General features: G+C 59.4%; 21 protein-coding genes and 6 pseudogenes. 15 read left to right on the top strand and 12 right to left on the bottom strand.

Annotated features, from left to right (window positions below):
- Window positions 1-110: 110 nt before the first annotated feature.
- Window positions 111-625 (top strand): annotated as a pseudogene (locus tag ACSZOQ_RS16795) (IS5 family transposase); the annotation flags it as partial.
- 619 nt (window positions 626-1,244) lie between these two features.
- Here ACSZOQ_RS16795 and ACSZOQ_RS16790 read toward each other — a convergent pair.
- Window positions 1,245-1,658, bottom strand: a pseudogene (locus tag ACSZOQ_RS16790) (IS21 family transposase); the annotation flags it as partial.
- A gap of 762 nt (window positions 1,659-2,420) precedes the next feature.
- On the opposite strand from ACSZOQ_RS16790, the gene ACSZOQ_RS16785 reads away from it, so the two are divergent.
- The gene (locus tag ACSZOQ_RS16785) at window positions 2,421-3,488 is read left to right on the top strand and encodes a glycosyltransferase family 4 protein (RefSeq protein WP_439923551.1); all 1,068 of its coding nucleotides are present in this window, start codon (window positions 2,421-2,423) and stop codon (window positions 3,486-3,488) included.
- Window positions 3,489-3,691: 203 nt separating this feature from the next.
- Here ACSZOQ_RS16785 and ACSZOQ_RS16780 read toward each other — a convergent pair whose 3' ends face one another.
- The 6 genes and pseudogenes from ACSZOQ_RS16780 to ACSZOQ_RS16755 form a co-directional block, all read right to left on the bottom strand.
- Entirely contained in the window at window positions 3,692-3,940 is a 249-nt protein-coding gene (locus ACSZOQ_RS16780; RefSeq protein WP_439923550.1) for a hypothetical protein, read from the bottom strand.
- 69 nt (window positions 3,941-4,009) lie between these two features.
- A complete protein-coding gene (locus ACSZOQ_RS16775) occupies window positions 4,010-4,330 on the bottom strand; it encodes a CsbD family protein (RefSeq protein WP_439923549.1) in 321 nt (106 codons plus the stop codon).
- Window positions 4,331-4,991: 661 nt separating this feature from the next.
- Window positions 4,992-5,431: pseudogene (locus tag ACSZOQ_RS16770) on the bottom strand (transposase); the annotation flags it as partial.
- Window positions 5,409-5,804 carry a transposase gene (locus ACSZOQ_RS16765; RefSeq protein WP_439926112.1) on the bottom strand — a complete coding sequence of 132 codons (396 nt, stop codon included), beginning with the start codon at window positions 5,802-5,804 and terminating at the stop codon, window positions 5,409-5,411. The gene ACSZOQ_RS16765 and the pseudogene ACSZOQ_RS16770, both read right to left, overlap by 23 nt.
- 121 nt (window positions 5,805-5,925) lie before the next feature.
- Entirely contained in the window at window positions 5,926-6,642 is a 717-nt protein-coding gene (locus tag ACSZOQ_RS16760; RefSeq protein WP_439923548.1) for a DUF1236 domain-containing protein, read from the bottom strand.
- Between the two features lie 955 nt (window positions 6,643-7,597).
- A pseudogene (locus tag ACSZOQ_RS16755) lies at window positions 7,598-8,300 on the bottom strand (IS3 family transposase); the annotation flags it as partial.
- 355 nt (window positions 8,301-8,655) lie between these two features.
- Between ACSZOQ_RS16755 and ACSZOQ_RS16750 the strand changes: the two are divergent.
- Genes ACSZOQ_RS16750 through ACSZOQ_RS16740 form a run of 3 tightly spaced genes read left to right on the top strand, consistent with a single transcriptional unit; the run spans window position 8,656 to window position 13,315 of the window.
- Window positions 8,656-10,113, top strand: a complete 1,458-nt coding sequence (locus ACSZOQ_RS16750) for an HlyD family efflux transporter periplasmic adaptor subunit (RefSeq protein ID WP_439923547.1) — start codon at window positions 8,656-8,658, stop codon at window positions 10,111-10,113.
- A 53-nt stretch (window positions 10,114-10,166) separates the two neighbouring features.
- Entirely contained in the window at window positions 10,167-11,336 is a 1,170-nt protein-coding gene (locus ACSZOQ_RS16745) for a hypothetical protein (protein WP_439923546.1), read from the top strand.
- Window positions 11,336-13,315, top strand: a complete 1,980-nt coding sequence (locus ACSZOQ_RS16740) for a glycosyltransferase family 2 protein (RefSeq protein ID WP_439926110.1) — start codon at window positions 11,336-11,338, stop codon at window positions 13,313-13,315. The genes ACSZOQ_RS16745 and ACSZOQ_RS16740 overlap by 1 nt, the downstream gene beginning before the upstream one ends.
- A gap of 5 nt (window positions 13,316-13,320) precedes the next feature.
- On the opposite strand, the gene ACSZOQ_RS16735 is transcribed toward ACSZOQ_RS16740, so the two are convergent.
- The 3 genes from ACSZOQ_RS16735 to ACSZOQ_RS16725 are packed head-to-tail and all read right to left on the bottom strand — an operon-like array spanning window position 13,321 to window position 14,513.
- The gene (locus tag ACSZOQ_RS16735) at window positions 13,321-13,518 is read right to left on the bottom strand and encodes a hypothetical protein (protein WP_439923545.1); all 198 of its coding nucleotides are present in this window, start codon (window positions 13,516-13,518) and stop codon (window positions 13,321-13,323) included.
- A gap of 22 nt (window positions 13,519-13,540) precedes the next feature.
- On the bottom strand, window positions 13,541-13,984 hold the full coding sequence (locus ACSZOQ_RS16730) for a hypothetical protein (RefSeq protein WP_439923544.1): 444 nt from the start codon (window positions 13,982-13,984) through the stop codon (window positions 13,541-13,543).
- Complete coding sequence (locus ACSZOQ_RS16725; RefSeq protein ID WP_439923543.1) at window positions 13,932-14,513, bottom strand: hypothetical protein; 582 nt, start codon at window positions 14,511-14,513, stop codon at window positions 13,932-13,934. The genes ACSZOQ_RS16730 and ACSZOQ_RS16725 overlap by 53 nt, the downstream gene beginning before the upstream one ends.
- Window positions 14,514-14,807: 294 nt before the next feature.
- Here ACSZOQ_RS16725 and ACSZOQ_RS16720 point away from each other — a divergent pair, with 294 nt between their 5' ends.
- The 3 genes from ACSZOQ_RS16720 (at window position 14,808) to ACSZOQ_RS16710 (ending at window position 17,673) form a co-directional block, all read left to right on the top strand.
- A complete protein-coding gene (locus tag ACSZOQ_RS16720) occupies window positions 14,808-14,981 on the top strand; it encodes a DUF892 family protein (protein ID WP_439923542.1) in 174 nt (57 codons plus the stop codon).
- A 69-nt stretch (window positions 14,982-15,050) separates the two neighbouring features.
- Window positions 15,051-16,388: an IS701 family transposase gene (locus ACSZOQ_RS16715; protein WP_439923272.1), complete on the top strand. Its 1,338-nt coding sequence runs from the start codon at window positions 15,051-15,053 to the stop codon at window positions 16,386-16,388.
- 1,027 nt (window positions 16,389-17,415) lie between these two features.
- Window positions 17,416-17,673: a (2Fe-2S)-binding protein gene (locus ACSZOQ_RS16710; RefSeq protein ID WP_439923541.1), complete on the top strand. Its 258-nt coding sequence runs from the start codon at window positions 17,416-17,418 to the stop codon at window positions 17,671-17,673.
- Between the two features lie 299 nt (window positions 17,674-17,972).
- Here ACSZOQ_RS16710 and ACSZOQ_RS16705 read toward each other — a convergent pair whose 3' ends face one another.
- The gene (locus ACSZOQ_RS16705; protein ID WP_439926109.1) at window positions 17,973-18,209 is read right to left on the bottom strand and encodes a hypothetical protein; all 237 of its coding nucleotides are present in this window, start codon (window positions 18,207-18,209) and stop codon (window positions 17,973-17,975) included.
- A 136-nt stretch (window positions 18,210-18,345) separates the two neighbouring features.
- Between ACSZOQ_RS16705 and ACSZOQ_RS16700 the strand changes: the two genes are divergently transcribed.
- From ACSZOQ_RS16700 to ACSZOQ_RS16670, 7 genes and pseudogenes are all read left to right on the top strand, one after another.
- Complete coding sequence (locus tag ACSZOQ_RS16700; protein ID WP_439923540.1) at window positions 18,346-18,543, top strand: hypothetical protein; 198 nt, start codon at window positions 18,346-18,348, stop codon at window positions 18,541-18,543.
- 128 nt (window positions 18,544-18,671) lie between these two features.
- Entirely contained in the window at window positions 18,672-18,860 is a 189-nt protein-coding gene (locus ACSZOQ_RS16695; protein ID WP_439923539.1) for a hypothetical protein, read from the top strand.
- A gap of 31 nt (window positions 18,861-18,891) precedes the next feature.
- A complete protein-coding gene (locus ACSZOQ_RS16690) occupies window positions 18,892-19,071 on the top strand; it encodes a hypothetical protein (RefSeq protein ID WP_439923538.1) in 180 nt (59 codons plus the stop codon).
- 85 nt (window positions 19,072-19,156) lie between these two features.
- Window positions 19,157-19,414 (top strand): hypothetical protein, encoded by a 258-nt coding sequence (locus ACSZOQ_RS16685; RefSeq protein WP_439923537.1) that lies wholly within the window; start codon window positions 19,157-19,159, stop codon window positions 19,412-19,414.
- A 125-nt stretch (window positions 19,415-19,539) separates the two neighbouring features.
- Window positions 19,540-19,761 (top strand): hypothetical protein, encoded by a 222-nt coding sequence (locus ACSZOQ_RS16680; protein ID WP_439923536.1) that lies wholly within the window; start codon window positions 19,540-19,542, stop codon window positions 19,759-19,761.
- Between the two features lie 135 nt (window positions 19,762-19,896).
- Window positions 19,897-20,638: pseudogene (locus tag ACSZOQ_RS16675) on the top strand (type III polyketide synthase); the annotation flags it as partial.
- Between the two features lie 219 nt (window positions 20,639-20,857).
- Window positions 20,858-21,060: pseudogene (locus ACSZOQ_RS16670) on the top strand (CsbD family protein).
- A 27-nt stretch (window positions 21,061-21,087) separates the two neighbouring features.
- On the opposite strand, the gene ACSZOQ_RS16665 reads toward ACSZOQ_RS16670, so the two are convergent.
- Window positions 21,088-21,243, bottom strand: a complete 156-nt coding sequence (locus tag ACSZOQ_RS16665; protein WP_439923535.1) for a hypothetical protein — start codon at window positions 21,241-21,243, stop codon at window positions 21,088-21,090.
- Window positions 21,244-21,802 lie beyond the last annotated feature (559 nt).

Genomic DNA, 21,802 nt, shown 5'->3' with positions numbered 1-21,802 from the left:
GAATGCCGGGCACGTTCTGAGCCACGCATCGAATCTGCCCGATTGGCGCTCTCTGCCGGTCGACGAACAGATACCTTTCACTTTTGAGTCGCTATGGGTGCGTTGGGAACGCGAAGCAAGCCGACCTCGAATGGCTGATGATCGACTCAACCATCGTTCGCGCTCATCAGCACGCCGCCGGTGCGCGACGGTCAAAAGGGGGGGCGGATGCCAGGGCCTGGGCCGGTCTCGCGGTGGCCTGAGAACCAAGATCCACGCCGCAGGCGACGCGCTCGGTCTACCGGCGCGCCTCATTGCAAGCCCAGGGCAGCGCAACGACATCGCCTTCGCGCATGGCCTGATCGACGGTTTTCAGCCAAGCTGCGCAATCGCCGACTAAGGCTATGATGCGAACCATCTCATCGACAAGATCGTTGAGATGCAAACCACTGTCGTCATCCCGCCAAAGCGAAACCGGAAAGATCAGCGTCCTTACGACCTCGATCTCTACAAGGAGCGCAACATCATCGAGCGCTTCTTCAATAGGCTCAAGCAGTTTAGGCGCGTCGCAACACGTTACGACAAGCTGCTCGCCAACTTCATGGGCTTCGTCAAACTCGCCGCCATCGCTATCTGGCTCAGATAGTTAAATCGTCACTACGGCCTAGTGCAGAAATCCAAACAGCCAGAGCAAAATAATGATCGGAATCGGTATGCCGAGTAACCAGAGAAGAGCGCCTTTGCCCATAGTTTGTGTCCTCCTGTTGTCATCGCCATGGAGCAACAAGGAGGGCCCGTTGGCGGTTCCAGTTGCTAACTCAAACTTCGAAATTCTTGGTCCGTGACGGCATGATCCCGCTCCGCGCTTTCCTGATCCCACTGGGCCGTGGCGGGGCTGATCGTCATGGGCGGGTGCGGTCCGTCTGGCCCGATCGAAGCCGACATGGCCGGCTGCGCGGCGGCGGACCGCCGCTCACGAACCGTGAGGTTGCCGACTGTGCCGTTGACCGCGCTGAGAAAACGGCGGCGTGAGCGCGAGTAGTCGGCGGATCTACGAGTTTGGCCGCTGAGTTGGTGCTCGCCAAAAGGCCCGCCAAAAGGGAGCAAATAGCGGGCCTATTCGGGTCCGGGAATTTGCGTGGTGGGGGGTATCCCGTTCCAGCCGGTTAACGCGTGGGGTGGGAAGAGGTTCCTAATTCAGCGACGGGCGGTGCACAAAAGACCCGCCGGCGCTGAGGAGCGACCCATCTGTCGCAGCTTGCAACGACGCCGCCGATCACGCTGACCGCTTCGCCAAAATCCACCTCCGCATGGCCCGGCGGATGCGACAGCGGCACGAACGTCTCGCGGCCTCTTGCCGGCGCGATGCGGACGTAGTCCTTCACCACCGTATAGCCACCGTCGAACTCGTCGCGCAGCCGCTCAAAGATCCGCTTCGCCGTGTGCCGCTTCTTCACCGGACGCGTGCGGTCCGCCTCCAGGATCGCGGAGATCACCGGGAGCAAAGGGCCAAGCTTCGGCTTCGTCATCGTGCGCGTATAGCCCGGCGGCAGCGCGAACCGGCACATCTTCAGGACCGTCTCACGGCTCAACCCGAATACCCGGGCCGCCTCACGACGGCTGTGGCCCTCAATGAAAACAAAATGCCGGACAGCGGCGTACACTTCCACGGCAAACATCCCGACCGCCCCCCAAAAGGGACCAGCCTAGCCACTGGTGGGCTTTTACGCCGCCCGCGCCGCCTATGCCGCGCTTCGTGGCCTAATTTGTCACCGCCGTGCAACGTGACCAAGAACCGCGTGCGGTACCGCTATTATATTTCCCAACCGCGGCAGCGCGGTCAAACGCGAAAAGCTTTCCCATAGCGCTTGATTACCTCAACGCGCGCGCAGGCGGGTCGGTTCGGGCGGCCCCGCTTCCAATGCTGCGTGGCGGTCGGCGACTGCATGATCGAACAGTTCGAGTACTAAATCTGCTCGATCCCTTTTCAAATCCACCCGTCCCCGGTGCTCCCAGCGCCGCAGCGGGGTGTTTCTTTGATGCCCGCAGGGTAGACAAAGGGGCGTCAACAGCGATGTGTTCCAGGACAGAACCGGTTTAGTCTTGCGACGTTGACGCTTCACAAGTCGGCGGGAAAAGGCGTAAGCCGATGAGCGGCCTCACCTCCTGCTGAGCCAATGTTGGACACGCTTAAGCGTTCCTCGACGATGTGTTTCCGCCTTAGTTGGTGGCAGCTCTAGATCTTGAAAGTGAGCAATATTGACCAGCGAGTCTCGACCCGAAACGACATGCTGGATTATCACCGCCCCATCACGGCATCTACCGGTGACTGAGAGTTCTGTAACGCTCCCGCCTGATCCGAGACGAAGCACCCCTGGCGGCAGGCCGCTGCCATTCTAATATCTGGGCTTTTCCCGGAAATGCTAACAGGAGACGACTGGATGCGCATCGCGCAGATAGCCCCGCTCACGGAAGCTGTACCGCCTAAGCTTTATGGCGGCACTGAGCGCGTGGTGCACTGGCTCACGGAGGAACTGGTCGCACTTGGACACGATGTAACGCTATTCGCCAGCGGCGATTCCAGTACTTCCGCAAAACTGGACGCAACCTGGCCGAAAGCCCTGCGCCTCGATGGATCAGTGCGCGATCCCAACGCTTTGCACATGATGATGCTGGAGCGAGTGCGACAGAAATGCGACGATGAAGAGTTTGATTTTCTGCACTTTCATTTAGACTATTATCCGTTTTCGCTGTTCTCCCGGCAGCCGACACCATATTTGACCACGCTGCACGGCAGGCTCGATCTGCCCGAACTACAGCCAGTTTTCACCACGTTCTCGTCAGTTCCGGTGATCTCGATTTCAACGGCGCAGCGGCGCCCCGTGCCGCAAGCAAGCTGGGTCCGCACAATCCTCCACGGAGTACCGGAAAAGCTGCTGACGCCGCGATCCATCTCGCCGAGCTATCTCGCCGTGCTCGGTCGCATCGCGCCGGAAAAAGGCGTCGACCAAGCCATCAAGATAGCCATACGATGCGGTATTCCCCTGAAGATCGCCGCCAAGGTTGATCGCGGCGATCAGGAGTACTACGACGAAATCATTCGGCCGCTGCTGCGTCACTCGCTGGTCGAATATATCGGCGAGATCGGCGATCACGAAAAATCGGATTTTCTCAGTGGTGCAACCGCCCTATTGTTGCCGATCGATTGGCCGGAGCCCTTCGGTCTTGTGATGATCGAGGCCATGGCGTGCGGCACGCCCGTGATCGCGTACAACCGCGGATCTGTCGCTGAGATCATCGATGAAGGCCTGACCGGCTTCATCGTCGATGATGAGATCGGCGCTGTCGCGGCAGTCGGCCGCCTTGCACAGCTGGATCGCAGCGCGGTCCGAAAGCAGTTCGAGGCACGTTTCACCGCGCGCCGCATGGCGCTTGACTATCTTGCGGCGTATCGCACCCTGATGCATGCCGCTGAGCCGCGCATCAAGCTGGTGAGCAGCGCCGAATAGCGCGTGCTACTTGTTCACTGCAACTTGCATTCCCCGATAACGGGCCAGACCGACCCTGGTTGATCACGGCAATGTCCGCTCAGGACAGCCCTTCTCGCGGGCCGGGAACGGGCAAGTGCTGTGCATGTCCCTCGCCGACATCGACGCAGAGCCTACCACGCATCCGCCGAGCCATCAGCAGATCTGCTCGCGCCCCCAAACCATCACCGGCGGCGGCCGACGGCAACTCCTAACAGGAATGCGATTAACAGCGAACCAAGAGGCGCCTCGCGCACGATGTTACTCAAGATGCTCAACGGCATCCCTGGCTTTCGACCCGCTTCCATCGCGCCGCTAACGCCGTGGACCGTCCTTTTCACAGCTTCGGAGACTTCCGCGATGGTGGATTTCGGTTCTGGAACGGGATCCGAGCCTTCGTGGGCGAAAGGGGCCAGCGGGATGTCATCATCCACGATTTAATCTCCAACAAACAGCCAATCAATCAAAAGGCGTGAACTGTTCCGATATGCCCGTCTTAGCCGTTATCGCCCGCGCTGCGGCGGGCGAGTCAGCAATAGCGCCAACGCAAAGCCGATCCCGCCCGCGATCAACATCGAACCGAGCGGATTGTCCTGCACCCTCTTCGCAATCGCTTGCGAGCCGTCACGGAAAGTATCGCCGCGGTTCTCATAAGCGTCTTTGGCGTAGTTGACGGTGGCATCCGTAGCTTCGCGCGCTGCATCCTTGGCCTGGCCGTACAGGTTCTGCGCGGCGCTTGTCGTCTCGCGAATGCGGCCTGCTGCCTCGGTCTTTGCGTTGCCGGCGAAATCCTTCACCGATCCGGCAATTCGATCCTTCTCCATGGCGCACACTCCCTAAAGAAGACGTCCCGGAAAGCTAACCGACAAGGTCAGTCTATGTTCCTGCGCGCACAGAACGCCGGCTTGCAAAATGTGGTGTGGCATAAAGCTCTTACCATTCCACACCCGCTGCTGTGCTGACGAAGGTGATCGAATATTCAAAAAGCTGTTGCGATACATGGGTCCCTGATTGGCATTTCCTGACTTGGTCCTACCGGCCGGCAACCAACCAAAGCGCCAGGCCGAAGATAAAATAACCCACGCCCAAATCGCCCCGAGATTCTAGGTGTATCTTATCGACCCTCAAACGGCCCCAGCGCCGTCTGGGTCTTGAGGGCCACCACAGAATGGCTGCGGCTTCGGTTGCGGCCGACCGAATCCAACAGTGTCGCGCTGTTCACTTTTGCCCACTGTCCCAAATTGCGGGTGTCCTAACCAGGACGGCACCGGACGGCGGGTACTGGCGTGTTTCCGACCACTGCGGCCTCGTTTTGAAGGTAGCATGGCCTAGATGCATTACAGTTGTGGTTTTGATTTGAGGTGGGATTGTCGAGCTGTGGCCTGATGTGCCCGTCGCCACAGCGACCATGCGATGATATTTGCGGGGTTGATACGTCGTCGGGCGAGACGTGTGGCGATGCGGCGGATTTCCTGAACCGACCAGCGGATCAATGGCGAGTTCGGGACCTTGTCCGGCGCGTCGTTTTTGGGGGTCCGAAGGACGGGCGTTGGCATGATGGCGGATCGCGGCCATCATGGCGAAGGCGAGCATGACGAGCGAGACGTGGCGATGTCAGCCATGCCAGGAACGGGTCTCGTTATGATCGAGGCCGAGTTCGCTTTTGGCGGTCTCGAAGCTGTCCTCGATTGCCCAGCGATGACCTTCGACCCGCACCAACGTTTCGATGGGCGTGTCGGCCGGACACCATGTCGAGAAGTAGGCGAGATCGCCATCGGCGATGTTTCGGCGGATCAAAAGGCCGCGCGTCCACAAGCCGGTGAGGCGCCGTTGTACTCGCTGGCATCAAGATCGGCCAAGTCGAGATACGCCCAGTCGTGGAGCCTCTCGCCCTTGGTCCCGTCACCTGCTGACAGGCGCCGCCAGGCGGCTTGGGAAAGGCTCTCGGTGATGTCCTTGGTGGTTCCGGCGACGGCGTGCGGCTTGGCCCACGAGCGGAAGGGATGATTGGCGTTCACGCCCAGAACATAGCCCCTTGCCGGCTCGCCGCAATGCGATCTCAATGTCGCCGACGCCGTAGACGCTGTCAGCCGCGACCCAACTGAACGGCGCGTTCGCGGCAATGGCGCGCTCGATCATGGCGCGCGCGATAGCCGGCTTTGTCGCAAAGCGGGTTGCTTCGGGAACATGCACCGCCGCCATGCGCTTGGAATCTTCCGCCCAGGCCTTCGGCAGATACAGCGCCCGGTCGATGAAGGCGTGGCCGTGTTGCGAGACGTAGGACGCGAATACGCCGATCTGGCAATTGGTGATCTTACCCGCCGAACCGGTGTACTGCCGCCCAACGCTTCACCGCAAAGCGTATTCATGATTTCGTCGCGCGGTGATTGACTTCGTCGGCCGGCGTTATCTTCTAGTTTTAACCTTCGATGATGTAAACGATCTCATGGGTTCGCGGACGTAGAATGATGTACTTTCCACGAACGAGAATAAAATCGTAGCCGTGCCATTCAGGATAGATTTCTACGATACGAGAAGGGAGCGGATAGTAACGAACGGTACTCGGAACTGCCGTTCCAATTGAGATGTTGAAGTTGATGTTTGTTACCTCTTCAACCTTTTCCTGCTTAATCGCGGATATAATCTGCGTCTGCTTTTCGGCGGGGGGAGCCCCCGTTGCCGAGGTCGCAGCGTTGCCCGACGTTTTGGTGTTTGGCGTGGAAGGCTTGCTGTCGGCCGCAGCGGGAGCCTTAGTGTCCTTCGAATTGGTCGTCGAAGTTGTCGGCTCCGTTGTCTTAGACTTACTATCACCCTTCGCGTCACTCGAGGTTTTTGCATCGGATCCAGCCTCTGGTGTTTTCGTACCCGCACTTCCGGCCTTGTCCTGCGCTGCCTTTGGCTTAGCCTTGGTGTCACTGTTGTCCTGAGCTGATGCGCCTGATTTCGGGGCAGTCGGCGCGGTCTCCGCCCCCTTAGCGGCAGGCGCATTCATGGGAGCGCTGGTTTCACCTTTGGGCGATGCTGCCGCAGGCGTGTCTCCACCCTTCATTCCACCAGGATTATTTTGCGCAACAACTAAACCTGTAGTGGCGAACAAAGTAACGGCAGCCACGGACGCTAAAAACTTATTCTTCATCGTAACATCCTCCACAACGGTGCCGAAGAACTCGGCTCAGCAAGAAACACACCGCAGACCGTTGGGTTCCCTGAGACACTTTTGCGAGAGAGCTGCATTCTCGTACAAAGAAAACCCCTCCGTCGACGACGGAAGGGTCTTTGCTATTTTACCAGCGACCGCCGCCAAAGCTAAAACCAATGCTTGGTCCGCCACCGTAGCCGTATCCATAGCCAGGTTCGCTATAGCCATAGCTAGGTTCGACGTAACCACGCCGCCCATAAGCGTAAGGGTCTCCGTAATACCCCCGCTGCACATAACGGGGGCCGCGGGTGCGGTAACAGCGCCCATAATCATCGCAAACGAGCCTGACGTTTTCAGTTGAAGACGAGGGTGAGATAGCGGGATTCTGGTTCATGAGGGGTGCAGCAGACGCGCTGGTGGCGAGCAGCGCACCAGCGGCTGCAATTAGAAGAATTCGGGCCATAGAAAGCCTCCGTGTTCTGTGAAAACTGAGGGCTAATCTCAGGTTACCGAATAGGTTCCAACGAATGGCAGAGGTGTCAGCTCCCGCCGTCTATTAAGAATTCCGCGCCACCGCGTTGGTCACGAGAGCAATGACAGCAATTCGGAAGCTGCCCTGGCTCAGAAGCGCTTCCGGGATAGGTGGCTCTCGCCCTTCCCCGGCGACGGTTTCTCAATAACATACAAGAGCGCGGCGGCCGACGACGTAACCCCATCGATTTATGTGATGCCTTCGCACGACTGAGCTGCACCCGGTTCGGTTGACACGTGCTTAACTGGCATCGAGCGGCTGGTTTTGCCATTCCGCGACCTCGTCCAGACCGCGTCGGGCCATCCGTGTCGCACGGAAGCTCAGGGCGACCGATGTCATCGAGGCACTCTGCGAGCTGTTCGTCTCGCGGGGCATTCCTGCGCACATACGTTCCTACAAGGGACTGTCAGGAATCTTGTGTTTACGGCTGAACTCGTCGATGATGCACAACATCCGGAACGCTTTGCCGTCATGGGTACGGTCGGCGACGAAGTCATAAGACCAGAAATGGTTGGGGCGCTCTGGCCGCAGACGGATGCACGAGCCGTCGTTGACCCACAGACGCCCGCGTTTAGGTTGTTTTAGGGGGATCTTCAGTCCCTCGCATCGCCAGATCCGTTCACACGCTTCTTGTTCACCGTCGACCCAGCTCTGCGAAGCAACGCAGTAATCCGGCGATATCCGTAGCGACCATATTGGCGGGCAAGCTTGATGATGTCGGCAGTCAAAGCGGCCTCGTCATCGGTGTCGTTGGGGTCTTGCGCTGCGTCGATCGGTGCTGACCCAAAGCCCGGCACGCCCGTCTCTCGGAGATGCCAAGCCCGGTCATCATATGATCGACGCACGCACGGCGTCGGGAGGGGCTAGAAGTTGCCTCCGCCAGGATCAGCTTGTCCAGCGTCAGCTCCGACACCGCTCGCCGGAGCCGAGCGTTCTCGGTCTCCAACTCCTTCAGCCGCCTGATCGCCCTTCAGGCCACCATACTCATTCCGCGAGCGATAGTACGTGACCTCCGTCACGCCTATCGCTCGCGGACTGCGTCTGCTACCTGCCCGCCTGTGCCCAGCAGCACATCAACCTGCCGCAACTTCGCAACGATCTCTTCCGCCGTACGCCCTCCCATGCCATCTGCTGACCGGCCCACGTCCGCCATCGAACCGTCAACGCAACGGCCGATGGCACGTAAGTAAGCTCACGCGCCGGTCATCAGCCATGGCCCTCCATTTAGTAAACATTTCTTGAAGCGGTCGCTATTGCAACACCTCGATCAACGTCTGAGCACGCCGTTGCCTCTATCGTGTGCGATTGGAGGGGTGCGCCGCCCGCTGTGTGCTGTGTAACAAAACTTGAAGCCGATCATTTGATCGAACAGCAGCGCACATCGTTGGTTCGAAAATCCGGGACGGCGTCACAGCGGGACCACGGAACATTCCAGGAGGCAACGCCCTTTCAAATCCCGCAACATTGAAGGGGAATAAATGTCCGATTCAACGACGAGCCGATCCGGTCGCCCTGCGCCCGGCGGGCGTCATCCCGTGATTCTGCGCGTATCATCTTTGGTAGTTGCCGGGGTTCTCTCCGCGCTCATGGTTACGGCCGTCGTTCCGCCCATCGTTGCCGATCAATCCGATCGAGCGGTGGTCGATGCCCCCGTCAAACTTCTGACCGCTCCGATCAATGGCGACATCGATTCGTTGTCGGCGACGCCGGGGGGCGAAGTGAACGCCGGCGACGTGCTCGCGCGGATTTCGAACGCCAGGCTCGATCGAACCACCCTCATCATGCTGGAGCAGAAGACGTCCGATGCCCGACAGAAACTGGCGGCGACGCAAGAAAAGCGGAGCTCCGACCTGAATTATCTGACGTCGCTGAATGAGGAAATCGACGGCCAGCTGGCGCAACTGAAATCGCAATTCAAGTCGCAGATCGAGGAGTTGCGCGCCAAGGTCGCCGAATCCGACTCACTTGGCGGCGCGAAGAAGGCGCTGGTCGATCGGCAGACCAAGATGGTGGAACGCAACACCGCGAGCATGGACATGCTAAACCCGACGTTGAAGCAATATTCAGCGGCGCTTCACAACACGGACGCGGAGAAGGCGAAACTCGGCCAGAAAATCGGCCAGCTCGAAGCCTTGGAAAAAGGAATCTATGTCGGCGACGATCTGACCCCCATTGCCACACTCGTTCAGAAGCGGCGCGATATCGATCTCGACGCCAAGCGGCTTGCAATCGAGGAGACTGAATTGTCCGCGCAACTCGCCGACCAGAAGGGGCTGATCGATGCGGAACGCACCCGGCTTGACAAGCTGGCCGCGGCGGAGGTGCGGGTTCCGGGCCAGGGCATGGTCCTGACGGTCCAGGCCTCCAAGGGACGCCATGTCAGTGCCGGCGACGCGCTGGCCTCGCTGATCGATTGCGAGCAGCAATTTGTCGTCGCCATCTTCTCCTATCGGCAGGGCCAGAACCTGGCGGCCGGCACCCATGTCCGGGTCGATGGAGCACCTTTCAAATCCGGCATCATCACCTCGCTGCTACCAAAGACTAGCGACAAGCTTGATGAACGCTACGCGGTGCCGTTTCCGCAAACCGAACGGCGAGAAATGTACGCGATCGTGATGCCGGATCAAAAGAGCGGCGACGGTCTGCGCACCGAATCCGCCGAGGCTGGGCAATCCGCACCATGCTCGGTCGGCAAATGGGTCACAGTGACGCGGGACAACGGCGTCGCTGTCCCGTCGATGTCGGTCGCCTGGCGGCAGCTCGCGGCCTTCGTGACCTCGTGGGGATCCGCCAACGCGCAATCGCTCCATGAGCGCAATCGCAAGGCGGGGCACGCCCGGCTCTCGGCGAAATTCCGCGAAGCGCCGCAGGACCGCTACGCCTTGGCGAAATGGAAAGACTGGCCGGCCCGCACCGAAGCGGTCGTTGCGAAGTGATCCGGCCCCTCGTCATCGGCCTTTGTATTGCGATCGCATCAGGTTCCGCAGCAATGGGCGATCCGGTCTCCGGCCACAATCCATATTGCGCCGGGCTGAGCCGGGCTGTGGCATCGCAGGCGCGCGGTTCGGAGCCGGTCTTTATCCGAAGCTATGAACCCGGGCAGGATGAAGATCATCTGCCTCGCGGACTGGCCACGACGGCATTTGTCTATGACAATGCCTTGGCCGCGATCGCGCTGGTGGCGTGTGGAAACCTGCCGGCGGCGCGGCTGATTGGCGACGCGCTGAGCAAGGCGGCTCGCACTGACCGCACGTTCCATGACGGCCGCATCCGCAACGCCTATCGCGCCGGCCCGGTCGGCAAGGGCCCGCCCGCGCTTCCGGGCTGGTGGGACAGCGACAAGAAATTGTGGGCGGAAGATCCCGCGCAGGATGGCACCGCCACCGGCAACGTCGCCTGGGCTGCGCTGGCGTTGCTGACCTTGCATCAAGCGACCCAGGACACGGCCTATCTCGCCGATGCCGAGCGACTGCTAGCGTGGATCACGGTCAACACCGCCGCCGAGACCGAGGGCTTTCGCGGCGGTTTCCACGGCTACGATCCCGCCCAGGTGCGGCTTGATTGGGTGTCAACCGAACACAATGCGGATGTGTACGCGGTTGCCAACTGGCTGTTGCGGCTGACGGGCGACGCGAAATATGCCGAGGCGGCGTCGAAGGCGCGGCGGCTTCTTGAAGCTTCGTTTCGCGGCGACCACTTTCTGCTCGGGCGCAACCCCGACGGAAAGCCGGCTGACGGCGCGATGCTTGCGCTCGACGTTCAACTCTGGCCATGGATGGCGGTCCCTGATGCACCTGCCGAGTGGCGAAGCGCGCTTCGTTTCGCAGAGACGCATCTGGCGGTGCCCGGAGGCTTCGACTTCAACGGAGACCGTGACGGCCTGTGGGTTGAAGGAACCGCGCAGGCGGCCCTGGCCTATCGCATGTCCGGGGATCTTGCGCGCAGCCGGGAGATTTTGTCTGGGCTTCGTTCGGATCAAACCGAATCCGGCCTGCTCAACGCGACGCGCAACGCCAGGGTGACTACCGGGTTGTCGATCGACCCGACCAGCACGAACGCCGACTTCTTCTACTATCGCAGGCCCCATCTTGGAGCCACCGCATGGGCCGCGCTGGCGGCAACCGGCTGGAACCCGTTTGCCGGAAGAAAGACGAACTGATGCTGGAAAGCGCTGCTGACAACGCATCGATTCTGATGATCGATTTCGGACTGTGGATCGGGCTGCTTGTGAGCGCACGCCTGCTCAACCCCTCACGGGCGCTCGACCGGATGATCTTTGGCACGACAGCCGGATCATTGCTCGTAATCTATGTCTTCTGGCGTTGGCACGATACCTTGCCGCGGCTTTCGATGTCCGCCGAAAGCCTTTGGCCGCACCTTTTCTTTACCCTCGAGTTCATCGCGGTCGTCTACACGCTGATGTCGATCGTGATTCTGTTCCGCAGCATTGATCGATCGGGACAGGCTGACCGGGCTGAGCGCGAGATGCGCGTCCGCGGCACCTATCCCGCGGTCGATGTCTTCATCTGCACCTATGACGAGCCGCTTGAGGTGATCGAGCGCTCCATCCTGACGGCGCTCGAGCTCGATTATCCGGACTTCACCGTCTGGGTACTCGACGACACGCGGAGAAGCTGGCTTCGCGACTACTGCCTGGAAGCGGGCGCGCGGTATATCACCCGGGCGGACAACAAGGCGGCGAAGGCCGGCAACCTCAACAATGCCCTCGCGGTGACATCCGCCTCGACCAATGCACCCGTCATTCTGGTTCTGGATGCAGACTTCGCTCCGCAGCGGCATTTGTTGAAGCGAACGGTCGGCTTGCTGGCGGACCCGGGCGTGGCGATCGTTCAGACGCCGCAATTCTACTACAACGGCGATCCGATCCAGCACAATCTGCTGGCCACGCAGAGCATGGTCGACGATCAGCGCTTCTTCTTCGACGTCTTTCAGCCCGCCAAGGACGCCTGGGGATGCGCGTTTTGCGTCGGCACCTCGTTCGTCGTGCGCCGCGATCGTCTGGTTGAGATCGGCGGATTTCCAAGTGAGGCGATCTCGGAAGACATCAACTTGACCTACACGATGCTGGCGCACGGCTATCAGACCTGGTGGCTCAACGAGAAACTGAGCTGCGGATTGTCCGCCGAAGGCATTCCCGAATACATCACCCAGCGCAGCCGCTGGTGTCTCGGCACGATCCAGGTCGCGCTGTTGCGCGACGGTCCGTTGTTCGGCCGCGGATACTCCGCGATTCAACGGCTGCACTATGTCCACGGGATTCTGAACTGGCTCTGCAAGCCGTTTCTGGTTCTGCTTCTGATCGCGCCGATGATGTACTGGTTCGCCGGTCTGCCGGCGTTCGAGGCCGACTATCTGGCGTTTCTGCGCTACGGTGCGCCGGCCATTCTGGGCCAGACCATCTACATGGCCTGGATTTCGCGATCGCGCACCCTTCCCTTGTTCATGGAGGCGACGCACGCGATCGTTTCGTTTGCGGTCTCCGCGACATTGATCAGCGCCGTCGTCAAACCGTTCGGCCGGCCCTTCAAGATCACCGACAAAGGCGGCGACCGATCGGCGCCGAAGCTGCGGTGGAAGCTGGCGCTCACGTTCGGCCTGATTGCGTTCGGCTCCGCGGCGAGCATCGCATGGGCATTTCTTTCTCCTTATGCTGCCAGCGAAATTTCATCGCTCGACTACTTCAATCTGCTGTGGGCCGGCATTTCGATGCTGATCGCATTCATCGCGTTCGTGGCTTGTTTCGAATTGCCGCGAGGCGACAAGTTCTTTCCTGTCAACGAGGCCGGCGCGCTGGCGCTCGGGGGCGATGATCATGCTGTTCCCTGCCACGTCGCCGCGCTCTCCACCTCTGCTGTGGAATTGACTTGGACGACGGCCATGCACCCGCCGGCCGAAGGCGCCCAGCCTTGGCTCTACATGGAACGGCTGGGGTGGGTCGCGGTCACGGTCGCTGCGGCGACCGGAAGGACCACCCTAGCGCATCTCCATCCGACATTCGAGCAGCGAAGGCGGCTCGTGACGTGGCTGTTCGGATCGCCTCCGGATGACGTCGCCGAGACCGTGCGCATCAGCGGCGCCGTCGCGGGTCTGCTAAGGCGCGGCTTTCGCGGGCGCTAATCTGATCAGACACGATCATAGCCGGGGGCGGCGAAGAAGTTCATGCATTCCTCGGCCGTGAAGGCAGCCAGTGCGACGGCAATAGCGTCAAGCAAAACCTCGATTGATCTCGCGGCCGCCTTGCTGAGGGCAGCCTTGAGTTGGCGAAGGCCATTTCGATTGATGGTATGATTGGCTCCTGCTCCGGCGTCGTATTGGGCCATAGTCGGGTTGCCATCGTCCCGCTTAAGCGCGCAAGGCCCGCATTGAAAAGCCTGCTCGCCGGAACTGACACGAACGGGCCGCCATGCCCCGCGGCCTTGTGGAGAGCATCAGCGGCGCGCTGCCATGATGGGGGTATTGCCGATCTCGCGGGGAGCTTGACGGCGTATTCTGCCGCCTCGCCAATCGTGCTGATGATACGGCCGTCTGGCAGATCGATCGGATCATCGAGGCGGGACCCGTCGGTCGGCGACGATCTGCTAGCTGCATCGCCTGCTCCTGAAAGAGCGGCACCCTTAATGTCTTGCCGCGGACCTTCTCAAGCGCTGGTTTCAGGAATTCGATAGACTCTTTACCTCCGCGGGTTCGGCATTTGCGTGATCGAATGCAAGCTGCGCCGCTGCTTGTCTCTGTGTCAATCTGGGATGGGCTTCTTTCTATGCCAATGCAACCAAAGCACGGCGCCAACCCCGAGCGCCAGGGACACAACCAGAACCACAATCAATGCCGAACTCTCAATCCACGCAATCGCCGGAATGCTCAGGGCCATGACGAGTCCGAGAAGGCAGATCTTCCAAGAAGCGACATGGATGCCAGCGGTAAACGTACCAAGTGCCAGCAACGTGAAAATGGCGAGCCCACTCACATTGGCATTGAGGATCCTCTGCACGCTCGGCAACAGTATCATGTTCATCACGAGCAGAAATGCGCACCAATGCAGTACCTGCGTCCGAACCAACCGCCATCGCGCGTCTTTATCGTCCGCACTCTGCCATCCAGAGCCGATACAGATGGCTCCAATCACCACCGCCAGAATCTCCCAATAGACAACAATCGGTTGTTTCGAGAAGCTCGTATAGGCAACGCCGATTATGGTTAGTAGCATAACGAGACTATAGGGGAGTTCTTTCATCCAAATGCTTGTCCGTCCTGGCTCAACGGACATAATTCGTAGATCGGCTGGTGGCGCCTGATCAGGGCTCGCTTCTGCGCGCATGGTGTCTACTCTGGATCGAAGGTCATCCATTGTGAGTCAATTGGGGCCGGGCAATACCCGCTTCTTTAATGATGACGTCGTATGTCCGGTCGTCCGATAGCCCTTGTTAACGCCGGCGTTACCTGCGAGTTCCGGTCGCGGACTGTCGCGCCGAGGCTCGCAAAAGTTGCTTGAGCTTGAGCGCGTCAGCATCAACGTGCCCCGCTGCCTGATGGCCGCTTGTCGACGACGTAATTGTGAAGGGCGATGGCGAGCTACACCTTCGACCGCATGGAGGCGGCGTAGTACCGAGTATTGATCGCTGCGGCCGAAGCTGTCGGCGACGCGCAAACTCAAGTGGTTTGCCAACGCATCTTGCAGGAAGAGCTTTCGATGGCGTCCGATCTGGAGCACCAGTTGCCGATCTTGACGCGCGAATATCTGAGGCGTTTGGAAACTAGCACTACTTTGGCAGATTTTTGCGCTTGATCTGGGTAACTGGATTCCCGAATCAGATTTTCGATGATTCATGGGTGGTCGGCTTTTGGAGGGCCGACCATGGCGGACATGAGATCGAAGTGGGGAGATGAGCTTGGACGCTGGCTGAAGCCGTTCCTGGATTGTTTGGGTCACAAGGCGCGGCGGCGGATGTGTCCACTATATGTTTCCGGACTGATCGGACCGGGCGATCGCAAGAGCGTCCAGCCGATGGCTGCACGGCTGGCACCGGGCGACTATGACCAGTTGCACCATTTCATCGCTGATGGTGTCTGGGATGCGGCGCCATTGGAATCGGAATTGCTGGCTCAGGCCGATCGCCTTGTCGGCGGCAAGGATGCGGTGCTGGTCATCGACGACACGGCGATGCCGAAGAAGGGCGATCGTTCGGTTGGTGTCGCTCCGCAATATGCCTCATCGCTCGGCAAGACGGCCAATTGCCAAACGTTGGTATCGCTGACACTTGCGTGCGGTGAAGTGCCGGTAATGGTGGCACTGCGGCTCTTCCTGCCCGAGAGTTGGACGAGCGATCCGGCGCGATTGAAGCGTGCGGGCGTTCCCGTCGAGCATCGCGCCGGGCGAACCAAGCCGGAGATCGCGCTGGCTGAAATTGATCGCGTGCTCGCAGCCGGTGTTCGCTTCGGCTGTGTGCTGGCGGATGCCGGTTACGGGCTCAGCGCGCCGTTCCGTCAGGGTCTCACGGCCCGTGGCCTGGCCTGGGCAGTCGGCATCCCGGGGCGTCAGAAAGTTTATCCGGCGGCGGTCAAGCTGATCTTTCCGATCGCCGGTCGAGGTCGCCCCCGTCAGCGGCACATCCCGGATCTGTTGTCGATGCCGGCGGAAAACATGCTTGCTGATACTAGGTGGAAGAATGTGAGTTGGCGGCTGGGAACCAAGGGCAGACTGAAAGCGCGGTTTGCCGCTGTTCGCGTGCGGATCGCCGATGGGCCGCCACAACGGATCAAGGACAAGGGTCAACAACATCTTCCCGGCGAGGAGGCGTGGCTGATCGGTGAGCATCGCAGCTCGGGGGAGAAGAAGTACTATCTGGCCAACTTGCCAGCCCGGACGAATTTGCGACAGTTGGCTGCAGCCGTCAAAGCGCGATGGATCTGCGAGCAAGCGCATCAGCAGTTGAAAGAGGAGCTCGGACTTGATCACTTCGAGGGCCGGTCCTGGCACGGCCTTCACCGTCATGCTCTCATGACCATGATCGCTTACGCCTTTTTACAGCACCGCCGCATCGCCACAGTGGCCCGGAAAAAAAAGAATCAACGGCCCACCGCCACAGCCGAGTTTGCCGGCCGTGCGCCACGCCATCATCGAACTCATTCTTCGACCACCAAATCAGCGATGCCCATACTGCAGAAGACAAGTCGGCGAAATGCAACGGCGTGAATAAATCTGCCAAAGTAGTGCTAGGCAGTCGATGCTAAACTGACGAGCACCGACAGCGCCATCACCAACCTGTCGACGCAGGTCAACTCCGGCGGCATTGGCCTCGTCACTCAGGATCCAACCACACGGCAGATTACCGTCGGCAAATTGACGGACGGCGCTCTTGTCGATTTCACCGGCGCGGCCGGAACGCGAAAGCTGACAGGACTGACGGATGGCTCCATCGCGCCCGTCGCCGCCAATACATCAGCGATCGGCGCCCACACATCGCGATCGACTTCCTCAATACGAACTCGACCACGCTCAATCAACGTCTGGCCGCGGTGTTTGGCGGCGGCGCTTCAATCGATGCCAACGGGGTTCTCACGGCGCCTTCCTTCAGTGTCCTAGGGAGCAGCTACAACAATGCGAACAGCGCGCTCAATGCCCTCGGCAGTCGTGTTGACCGTGACCATGGCCGGTGTTGCCCGCGGCGGCGTGCTTGGCGGCCTGACATATAGGCGTTTCTGGAATGTTGAGTCGGCTGATGAACTGACCGAGCCCCTATCGAGGCGCCTTGCTGAGAAAAGCCGATCAGGCGGAATCCGCAGCGGGAATTGAAGCATGGTCGAGGTCGTCGGCTTCGAATGCGGATGGACGCCGTCCACCGAAGTAAGGCCGAACAGCGCATCAAAGCTCGCCTATCGTGCCCACTGCTGAAACCTTGAAAGAACATTTGCGTCGGAGGTCACCTCTCGTAGCGTTCGAACGATCCTTTGCCTCCCAGCACGAAGCTCACGCTCACTGAGGGGTCGGCTGCGTAACCAGGGGGAAGTCCGGGAGTCGGCCACAAGCTCATCATGAACAACCGTAAAGGCTGCCCCAGTGACCGGCCAGAGACCCCGGAGCGGAGGGATCAGATCGGGGCCGGTATTCGGCTTACCGGCAGTTTGGAATAGCTTGAAACAGCCAGATTTCCCTTTGCGTTTCGCGACACGGTCCAACAATATCCGGCCCGTGTCCGCGTGTCGCAATTGGGTTCCGTTTCATGATCGTTTGTTCCTGTAACGTGTTGACCGATCACGACGTCCGCTCCGCCGTGACCGCAGCAGACGACCTGCGGCGTTCGCCTAAGCAGGTTTACGGATGTCTCGGATGCAGCGCTGAATGCGGGCGATGTGCCCGGACCATCAAGACCATCATCAAGGAAGCGCTCGGCGCCTGTGCCCGGAAATGTTGTGACGGGTGTCCGCACTCCGCGATGCATGCGGAAGTCGAGCGCATCCAAGCCGAAATCACCGTCTGACGGATCCCCCTCGCGGATTTCTTTCTGCTCCGGAACCACCTCCCGGGCGATTGTTACCAAGCGGTGCGAGATTAAAACCGGCATGATCCTTCCTAAGCCAAGTTTTGATTCCAGTCGCAGTGGTCTCCGTCGCGGCAGCATTGCTGATGGGCCTCATAAACAATATGATGCGCGGCGGCAATCCCTGGCGCTCGGATGAGCGCTAATCGAGCTGATTGCGGCATTTGAGCGCCTCGCTGTGGCTATTTCCTGAATAACAGGGGTCAGTACCCGGAAGCGCTCAGCCACATGTGCAACCTCTATTCGATCACCACCTGGTCGCTCATCAGGTGTTTCAGCATCGCATCGCAGGCGGCTTCGGCCTCGTCGAAAGACTTAAAGGGTGAGCCGATGATCTTGATTGCGCCACGGCCTCGGTAAAGCGGACGCCATGACGCCACATAGCCTGGCCTTCCATGAAATCCGGGACCGGCAAAAGTTTCGAAAAAACTGATTACGAAGGAATAGCCGTCGCTATTTGCGCTCCATATTTCCATCTCCTCGACGACACGGGAATTTGGAGGGGCATTCAGTCGCTCACCTGTGGCTGCCAAAGGAGGCGACACCCGCGCGGCTGGACAGCCCGGCAGGCTGCGGGGAAACCTGCAGTGCGCCTTTCTGCTCGAGGGCGCTATGCTGATCTCGGCGGGAGGGGGCCACCGCAATGGCCAGTCAGCCCCCCCGGCAGGCGAACCGAAAGAGGATCCGAAGAAGACGACCGGCAAGAGCATGGAAGAGCTGACCAAGGAAAAAGAGAAAGAATTGGAAGAGAAGAAAAAGCAAGGTGGTGATGCGGAGATTAAGGAATCCACCAACAACTGGCTGTATTGAGCGCCACCGTAGCCTTCAAACCCGTCAGCGGGGGTTTCTTTATCTTTGCTTGCGCTGCAAGTCGGCACGGATCGAAGCAACCTCACCAGCATTCCAACGTTGACCTCAGGCTAACGAAGAGGTGTGCCATGGATATCAAGGATGTTGCCCGGAACGCCGATAAATTACGAGAACAAGCAAATCACGAACACGATCCCGCTATACGTGACCGTCTGAATCGAATGGCGGATGCCTACGGCCGCATCGCCAGCACCGAAGCTGAGGCCGCGCCGGCGTCCGTGCGGGCCGCGGTGATGGTTGCGCACACGGCGCGATAAACCGCTCCTTCACGATTGAAGGAGCGAGGGTTTGGCCAAAAAGAAAAAAGTAATTCGCCGAGAGTGGACGAAGGACGATGTTCGCAACTTGAAGATTCTCGCCAAGCAGAAGGTTGGCGTCGCGAAGATCGCGAGAAAGCTAAAGCGCACGCCAGGCGCTACTGCGGCTAAGGCGTACACGCTCGGAGTGTCGCTGGATACGCGGGGCTAATCCGGAAATCGATCGCAGTTGTTTTGTTGGGGAGTCATCACCACATCACCACATACGATATGACCCCAACAAAGTAGGTATTGTCGTGAAACCATTTAAACGTAAGCCCGAGGAAGATCAGTCCGAGGAACTTCGGCCTCGGAACCCTCAGCGCGCCGACATCATTCCAACCGAAGGTTTCGCAATGGTCGTGGATGGAAAGCTAAAATCTTCCTTTGACGATGAGCACATCGCCCAAGCTGCGGGTGCAGAACTCCTAGCAAAATTTCCGATGCTTCGCGTCGAGGTGTATAATGCGGAAACTAAGGTCCGCACCAAAGTCGAGGCAGTGGCCGTAAGTTAATCCAGCAAATCGTCAGGTCTTCTTCCGGTGGCCAGCTAACCTTTGATTCATCGGCCGGCACTTCGTCGGCTAGTGGTTCGCTATTGCCAGGACGGAACAATCTCGCCCAAGTCGCGTTACGTAAGATGGCCAAAGATTCAGACGCATTTCGCGAAAACGCAGATAATTGCCTGTATCTCGCTGAAAAGGCGGCCAATGAGCCGACGTCGATCCGTTACCGGCGGATGGCGCGTGCTTGGACTGCTTTGGCCACTGAGCAGGACTGGCTCGATGGGCATACCGCGCAAACGCAAAACGAACGTGCGAGCGACTTGGCGGAGGGCACGGTCGACGGCCCTGAGCGATGAGCTTGCTAGTGGTGCCGATGTGAAGGACCGCAAGAGTCAGTTGATCAATGGACCAGCTGAGTTCCGGGATACTCGCGTCGATAACGACTAGGAATACGCACCGGGCTACGCCCGTCCGTGCTAGGGTGATCTTAGGAGGCCTTTCCCGAAGGCGCGCAAGCGTTGTTCGTCGATGTCGCGCACAAGGCTATCGAACGCGCCGATCTCGGCGCCTCTGACATCGACACCGTCGTCACATGTGTTCGACCGGCATTGCCACACCAACACTGGAGGCCCGCGTCGCCGGGAAACTTGGTTTCCGGCCGGATGTGTCGCGCGTGCCGGTCTTTGGACTGGGCTGCGCGGGTGGCGTAACTGGATTATCCGTCGCATCGCGGCTGGCGCAAGCGCGGCCCGGTACCAGCGTGCTGTTGGTGGTGCTTGAACTTTGCACGCTAGCAGTCTGCCACGATGAATTGACCAAGGCCAATATCGTTGCTGCCAGTCTATTCGGCGATGGGGCCGCCGCCGTCGTGCTGCGCGCCGGAGATGGAGGTGCAACACGCAGCACGATCCCGGATTTCGTGACTGCGCACATGAAGTCCGGGGTCTCACAGCAATTAGCAATTCTGTCCGGGATGGGTCTTTCGATCGACCGCTTCATCTACCATCCAGGCGGCACGAAAGTTATGATCGCGATCGAGCGGGCTTTCTCGCTCGATCAGGGAACTCTGGACGACGAAAGAGGGATTATTGCCGATTATGGAATATGTCGGCGGCCACGGTCCTCTTTGTGCTCGAACGCGCCCGCGCGCAGGGCCTGCCGCCGCGGGCACTAGTGACCTCACTCGGGCCTCGGTTCACCGCAAGCTGCGTGACTCTGCGTCACGCCGCGTGACCCTCGCCACTCTAATTCTCGCGCTCGCTGCAGCGGCTATCCGCATTCGCACCGAAGCCGTGCGCTCGAGGCTGTGCGGCGTCAATTATGACTGCCAGTAATCAAGGCCCGAAGACCAGCGTTAGGAAGACACCTCCGAAGGCAACGCGATCTTGATAGACGCAGGGGACCTTAATCTCCTTCTCGTTCTTTGGCGCGGATTCAACAGGAGGCGATCACGTGGACTGGAATCGAGTCGAAGGAAATTGGAAGCAGTTAAAAGGCAAAATCAAGAGCAGTGGGGCAAGCTTACCGATGATGATCTTGATGCCATCAACGGCAAGCGCGACCAGCTCGAAGGGAAAATCCAGGAACGTTACGGCTATCAGAAGGATCAGGCCCAGAAGGAGATTGACGACTGGTACGGTCGTCAGAATTGGTAAAAGAATGCCCCGCTCCGGCGGGATTTTCTATTTCTTCCCCGGCTTGTGCTGGGCAGGGAGAAGCGCTCTGTTTGCGATGGGGAGGATCGTATGAAGTTGATCAGAAACGGCTTCGATGTCATTGAGGTCGCTCGCCGTTTTTATCAACCTTTTAATATAGACCAAGGCCTCACGTTCGTTCATTGAAGATCTCCAGCGGAAGCGCTCCGGCGGGGGTTTTATTGGGGAAGAGGCCGCCCGCTAAGGCCGGTTTACTTGGGCGGCCTCAAAATCATTGCTCGCGATCCAGCCCTGTGCTTTCCGAGGTGACGATAGGGTCACGCGCGCCATCGCACTTTGGACAGACAAACTTGGGACGCTGGTGCCGCTTGACAGTAAAGACCGTCGCGAGCGGAGCTTGGCATTGCTGTTTTGTTGTTGGCATGCGATTCCCTCCACATTGGCCGGGAGCGCATCCGGGCGTTCTCATCAGCGATGACTGCCATAGAGGACCAGGCGGTGACAGATAGAGTGTGCACCGGAAAATTGCTGGCGAGTCTTATGTTTGCGTCGATGATGGAATCAATGGGCTGAAGAGGAACTAACCGTGCAAAGGGATGTTTTGTGCTTGATGGAGATTTTCCATGCACAGGATTTTAAAATTCGGTGAGCACCAAAGGTACGTATTGTTGATGCTGGCAGATTTCGGCACCGCGGTTTTCTCTTCGGCGCTGATTGTCGGCATAATCAGTCGTTTCTAGGC

The sequence above is a fragment of the Nitrobacter sp. JJSN genome (assembly GCF_051912485.1).
Taxonomy (GTDB): Bacteria; Pseudomonadota; Alphaproteobacteria; order Rhizobiales; family Xanthobacteraceae; genus Nitrobacter.
Note: the sequence above shows the minus strand (reverse complement) of the source record. Positions and strands in the feature narration are given on the sequence as shown.